Source organism: Novosphingobium sp. CCH12-A3 (genome assembly GCF_001556015.1).
Lineage (GTDB): Bacteria > Pseudomonadota > Alphaproteobacteria > Sphingomonadales > Sphingomonadaceae > Novosphingobium > Novosphingobium subterraneum.
Map to the genome: position 1 here is coordinate 1 of NZ_LSIA01000194.1, position 5681 is coordinate 5681.

Annotated in this window: 3 protein-coding genes and 1 pseudogene; 2 read left to right on the forward strand and 2 right to left on the reverse strand. The window is 59.4% G+C overall.

Annotation, left to right across the window (positions count from 1 at the left end):
* Positions 1 to 230 precede the first annotated feature (230 nt).
* Both AX703_RS14740 and AX703_RS14745 read left to right on the forward strand, forming a co-directional pair.
* Entirely contained in the window at positions 231 to 2537 is a 2307-nt protein-coding gene (locus AX703_RS14740; RefSeq protein WP_082734614.1) for a TonB-dependent receptor, read from the forward strand.
* 292 nt (positions 2538 to 2829) lie between these two features.
* Positions 2830 to 3243 (forward strand): annotated as a pseudogene (locus tag AX703_RS14745) (FAD-dependent oxidoreductase); the annotation flags it as partial.
* Positions 3244 to 3253: 10 nt separating this feature from the next.
* On the opposite strand, the gene AX703_RS14750 reads toward AX703_RS14745, so the two are convergent.
* Positions 3254 to 4075 carry an AAA family ATPase gene (locus AX703_RS14750; protein WP_042853443.1) on the reverse strand — a complete coding sequence of 274 codons (822 nt, stop codon included), beginning with the start codon at positions 4073 to 4075 and terminating at the stop codon, positions 3254 to 3256.
* A complete protein-coding gene (locus AX703_RS14755) occupies positions 4075 to 5556 on the reverse strand; it encodes a Mu transposase C-terminal domain-containing protein (protein ID WP_053085608.1) in 1482 nt (493 codons plus the stop codon). The genes AX703_RS14750 and AX703_RS14755 overlap by 1 nt, the downstream gene beginning before the upstream one ends.
* Positions 5557 to 5681 lie beyond the last annotated feature (125 nt).

A 5681-nucleotide genomic window follows, 5' to 3' on the forward strand; every position in this document is an offset into this window, starting at 1 on the left:
TTCCGTTGTCCTCGGTCACGATAGGTACGTTTTTAGGGCGGTACAGCCTATAGAGCACCTCCGACGGGACCGTCGCTATGGGCCGGAGCGACGCTGCTGGCCGGGTGCCCTGAATATGGCTTGCGTCGCGTTTCCTTTCATATATTACTTAGGTCTCTAATCATTTTTGAAAAGCCGGCTTGCGAGCACGTCCACAGAAGGCGGCCGCCCGGAAGGAGAGGGATGAAAATATGAGACTAACTGCTCTCGCGCCGGTCACGCTTGCGACACTGCTGACCTTGTCCCAAGGCGCATACGCTCAATCACAGACCGCCCAACCAGCTCCGACGCCGCCTTCTGACGCCCCCGCGGCGCAAGACCCAAACGCTGAGGGCGACATCATCGTGACGGCGCAGAAGAAGTCGGAAAATCTTCGCGACGTCCCGATCGCGATCAGCGCGATCAAGGGACAGGATCTCACCGCCCGCGGCTTCACAACGTCGATGGATCTTCCAGATCTTGTTCCAGGTGTGCGCTCAACTACCCCGGGTGGCGGTGCTTATGTCACGACGATCATCCGTGGGGTCGGCCAGCAAGATATCGCGGCTCACCAGGAAGCACCGGTCGCCACCTATGTGGACGGAGCGTATGTCGGCCTCTCGACCGCGCTGACTCAGCCGGTTTTCGACGTCGACCGTGTCGAGGTTCTCAAGGGGCCGCAAGGAACACTGTTCGGGCGCAATGCGACGGGTGGCCTTGTCCAATATATTACCCGAGCACCCAGCCAAGAGTTCGAGGCTTATGTCACGACCGAATATGGGAGCTACGACAAGTTCATGACGGAAGGGGCCGTCGGCGGCAGCCTTGGCGGTGACTGGTCAGGCCGTATCGCATATCATGCCGAAAAGGGTGGCGCATACATCCGCAATCCGATCGGGCCAGACCATAACGGCACAGATGTTCAAGCTGTCCGTGCGCAACTCCAGTATAAGCCCAGTAGCGATTTCCGGGCCCTGCTCAGCGTATATGCAGACCGTTTTCCGGACCAACAAGGCCCTGTCGCGAGCACGACGCGCGCGTTTATCGGGGCGAACGGTAAGCCGGTCGGCGTCACGCCCGGCAATTTTGCCGCGTATCAGAATTTCTGCCGCACGACAGTTGGGACAGTTCCGACCACTTATTCTCCACTCGGTGACTGCGCGGCATCACTGAAGAGCCCTTACAATGCGCCAACCGCCAACTACCTAAAATTCAACGGAAAATATCTTAACGCCACCGCGACAATCGATTGGACGATTGGGTCCGGAATCAAGCTGACGTCGATCTCAAACTATCAGTACTCCGATCAACTCTACAACACCCAGCTTGCGAGCGGATTCCCGACAGCTATTTTTAATCAAAGCAATCCTGGGGGCCGCCAATATTCCGAAGAGATCAGACTCTCCGGAAAGGTAAGTAATGTTGACTGGGTCGCCGGTCTTTATGGGTTGTGGATCAACAACCATACCGGCGCAAATGTTAATCTAAACGATATACCGTTCTATGGAATCAATCTCAATGCGGCCCTGCGTCTGAGAACCACGTCTTACGCTGGATTTGCGGAAGCCACCTACCACTTTAGCCCCAAGTTCAGTGTTATTGTCGGCGGCCGCGTAACCAGTGACCAGAAGCGTGGTGTCAATCAGTCCTCCTGCACGACCAATCCTACGATCCCGGTCAATATTTGCGCAGTGATCGCAGGGGCGTCGCCGGTTCCGCTCGTGCAGTTCGTCGGATTCGACAAGTCAATATCAACGACATCCTGGTCAGGACGCATCGTTGCTCAATATAAACTCGATGAAAATGTCAATGTCTACGCTGGCGTAAACAGGGGCACAAAGGCAGGTGGGTTCAATACCGGTGCAAACCAGCTTTATCCCGTTTCCGTAGCCGAGTTCAAACCTGAGACGCTTGTGAACTATGAGGCCGGTGTTAAATCGAGAATGCTCAACGGAGTGCTCGATTTCAACGGTTCGATTTTCTATTACGATTACAAGAATCTACAAACCTTCTCGACCCAAAACTTTGCGCTCTACGTCTTTAACGTCGACGCATGGGTAAGGGGTGCCGAGTTCGACATGGTTATCCGCCCGATGCGCGGACTTAATTTTTCCGCATCCGCCAGTTATCTCGATTCAAAGGCCAAAAATGTTCCGGTTGGTGCGGGGTTTGCCGACTTTGTGCTCCCGAACGCGCCGAAATTCAGCTCGAACGTCTCGGCCCGCTACGAGTTCGACCTCGGCCCGGGCAAGGCTTCGATTTTCGGAAGCTACGCGAGGGTTGGCCGGCGGAGTACCTCGGCGGTTGATTACGCGATCGAAAATGTACCTGCCTACAACAAAGTGGATTTCAGGCTCGGATACGAGCTTGATCGCGTCTCATTTGCTTTCAACATCCGAAATTTGACGAATGCACTTATCTATAATTCCGGTGTTCCTTCTGAGACTATAACTGGATCGGTGTTCAATTCAGTTCTTGCGCCAAGAACTTTTTCAGGATCCATATCTCTTAGATTGTGATCGATCTTCAATTGATCCCAATGGCGTCTGCGGATGATGGCGACTATGCTGCTAGAGGTTTGGTGTAGGCTCCTGGCGGTGCATTATTCACCTTGGTCTGGAAGGAGCCGATATAGGCGATATTGCCTACCCAAGCGTCACAATGACCGCGGCGGCACCCGCAATTTCGGCTGCGGGGCGCAAACCCGGGACCAAGCACGAGTTCAAGGCACCACTTTTTCTCAACCAAGGGGGTATGTCGAGTGCTTGCAGACTATCTAGTCGCCATGTTTCCGGCGGTGAGGTCGAACCGATGACCGAGCGCGCGGATGTAGTCATTGTGGGCGCCGGGCATGGTGGTGGACAGACGGCGATCGCCCTGCGGCAAGCGAAGTTTGCGGGGACGATTGCGCTGGTCGGCGACGAGCCAGAACTGCCCTATGAACGGCCGCCGTTGTCCAAGGACTATCTTGCCGGCGACAAAAGCTTCGAACGCATCATGATCCGGCCGGCCGCCTTCTGGTCGGAACGCGAGATAACAATGCTGACCGGCCGCCGCGTGGTCATGGTCGATCCGACGGATAAAACCGTGGCCTTCGCCGATGGTGGCTCGCTCGGTTATGGCACGCTGGTGTGGGCGACCGGAGGCAGCCCGCGTAAGCTAACCTGCGCAGGGAATGACCTTGCCGGTGTCCATTCTGTAGATATCAGCGCTGATTGGCACCGTTCTGTCAGCGCTAAGTGACACCGATCACGAGGGTGCTGCGTGCAGCTTCCACCACGTCGTCAGTGATCGCGTTCAGGCCGTTGATCCTCAGGATGCGCTCGATCTGAACGAACAGCCGGTGGAGCAGACGGAAGTTGCCGCCCGTGATCCGCACGATGGTGGCGACCGCCTGCGCGTCGGTGAAGTCCGCTTCGTCCATCGCGAGTCCGAGGTCGCGCCAGCGCCGCGTGAGGACAAAGGTCAGCTCCTGATCCTGCAAGGGCCGGTACTGGTGGGCGAAGCCGACACGGCTGAAAAGCTGTGCGTATCGCTCCATGCGCTTTTCGATGCCCGGCATCCCGATCAGGATAAGGCCGATGCCCTGCCGGTCGAACAGGTCACGCAGATATTCCAGCCCCGTGTTGGACAGGCGGTCGGCTTCATCGACGATCAGCAGTTCGACGAAATGCTTCCGGGGCGAAACGACGATCTGATCCTTGGGCCGGACATGCTGATCGATACAGATATCGACCCGATCGATGAGGCGGGGCAGGTCCTGACGAAGCTCGCGCAGCGTGCTGCCGACTGTCGGCGTATAGAACACGGCACGCGCACGGGCGAGGTCGGCATATATCTTGAGATCGGACGCCTGCCGCGCACCCCAGGTCATGAGCAGATCGACTGCGCCGTCCCAGCGCGCGTAGCGTCGCGCGGAAAGGGTTTTGCCGACGCCGGCCGTGCCGTGACACAAGCCAATGTAGCGGTGCTTGCGGACGGCGTTGGCAAACTCGGTGAAGCGGCGATGTTCCTGCGTCGAGATGAAGCTGGTGGCGCGAGCGCTGCCGTCTGCCATCACTCGCCCTCGTAATAGGTGCGGAGACGCGGCTTGCTCCGTGTCACCTCGGGGGACGTGGCAGGCGTGGGTTTTGGCGTTGAGGCGCGCACCGAGCCGGAACCCAGCGGGCGCAAGATCGCGGGCAGATAGTCCGCAACGCGGGCCTTCCGCTCTCCGATCTCGCTCCGCAGGCGACGACGATAGGCGATGCGGGCGGCTTGCACGTCCTTGAGAGTGATACTCAGGCCGGCATGGTCGGGGCTGACGGCCCGGCACAGAAAGACGTTGCGATGGAATATCCGAACCTCGCCTACGTCGCGAGGATCGTAGCGGATCGTCACCGGCTCGCCGACATAGGCGGCGAGCGTAGGGTTGAAGTATCGCAGCCCCTCGAAACGGATGCCGTCGCGGTGGACGATGCGCGGCTTGGCGACCATGACCAGCAGCGCGTCCAGTTCCTCCAGCGTTTCCGGCATCCGGGACAGCCAGCCATCGCCGCGCCACGCATCGACGGGCGGTACGCCGATCGCCCTGTGCGGGCGGACGTTATAGGTCGCCACGATGTATGTGCCGATCGCAGCGTCCAGTTCGGGAAGCGTCAGGCGCGGGGGCGATACCGGTTTGCCGTTACGAAGATTGCCCGGCAGTTCCGCCAACAGTTCGGTGTTGATGGTGCGGAACAGCCGCTCGATCTTGCCGCGCCCCTGTGGACGCGCGACGGCAGAGTAGATCAGGCGGATACGCAGATCGGCCGCAGCCTGTTCGAGATGAAGGCTGGTGAAGTCCGATCCGTGATCGACGTACAGGACGTCGGGAATGCCGCATACCGGCCAGGTCGGATCGGCCTTGCGCCAAATCGCCTGTCGCAGCGCGAGCGACGTGTTGAGCGCGGAGGGCGCGCCGAGGAAAACCATGTAGCCTGCTATCACGCGCGAGTGATCGTCCAGCACCGTCGTCAGCCACGGCCGCACCGGGCGACCGCCGGCATCGAGGATCAGGATATCGAGCTGGGTGTGATCGGCTTGCCAGATCGCATTGGGGTGTTCGGCGCGGTGCCGATGCACCAACTCGAACTTGTCGCGGAAGGCGGCAGCACCTTCATGTGCCAAGGTCAGCATCGCCGGATCGATCCGCCGCACGATATCGCGCACGCTGCCATAGGACGGCATTCGCCATTGCCGTTCGCCGACGATGGCGGCGAGACGGCGATGGATGGTCACGATCGATGGCGGCGGTTTGAGCAGCGCCATGCCCTCGATCAGTTCGACTAGTTCTTTCGGGAAGGTACGCTTGCCGGCTTCGGGTCGGGTAGGACGCGCCAGCCCCGCCGGACCATCGGCGCGGTAGCGGGCGAGCCAGCGGCGAGCGGTGCGGAGCGAGATGCCGGCGTCGGTCGCGGCTTGGTCCAGCGGCACCGCATCATGGAGGTGCCGACGGAGCACAGCCATCCGTGGCGCGACTTCGGCACTTCCCGATTCCGACTTACGATCATCGGTCATGGTGATCTGCCCCGTCCGAAAGAGGATCGCTCAACGGACACAAAATTTGGCCCGATCGCCAATCAATAGATGTAAACGCTCGCGCTAAATGGCGGCGTTCTGATCGCGCTATTTGTCAGTTGCCG

Bases quoted from the DNA above. Each gene is read 5' to 3' on its own strand.
- AX703_RS14755 (WP_053085608.1), bottom strand. From the start codon at position 5,556: ATGACCGATGATCGTAAGTCGGAATCGGGAAGTGCCGAAGTCGCGCCA.
- AX703_RS14740 (WP_082734614.1), top strand. From the start codon at position 231: ATGAGACTAACTGCTCTCGCGCCGGTCACGCTTGCGACACTGCTGACC.
- AX703_RS14750 (WP_042853443.1), bottom strand. From the start codon at position 4,075: ATGGCAGACGGCAGCGCTCGCGCCACCAGCTTCATCTCGACGCAGGAA.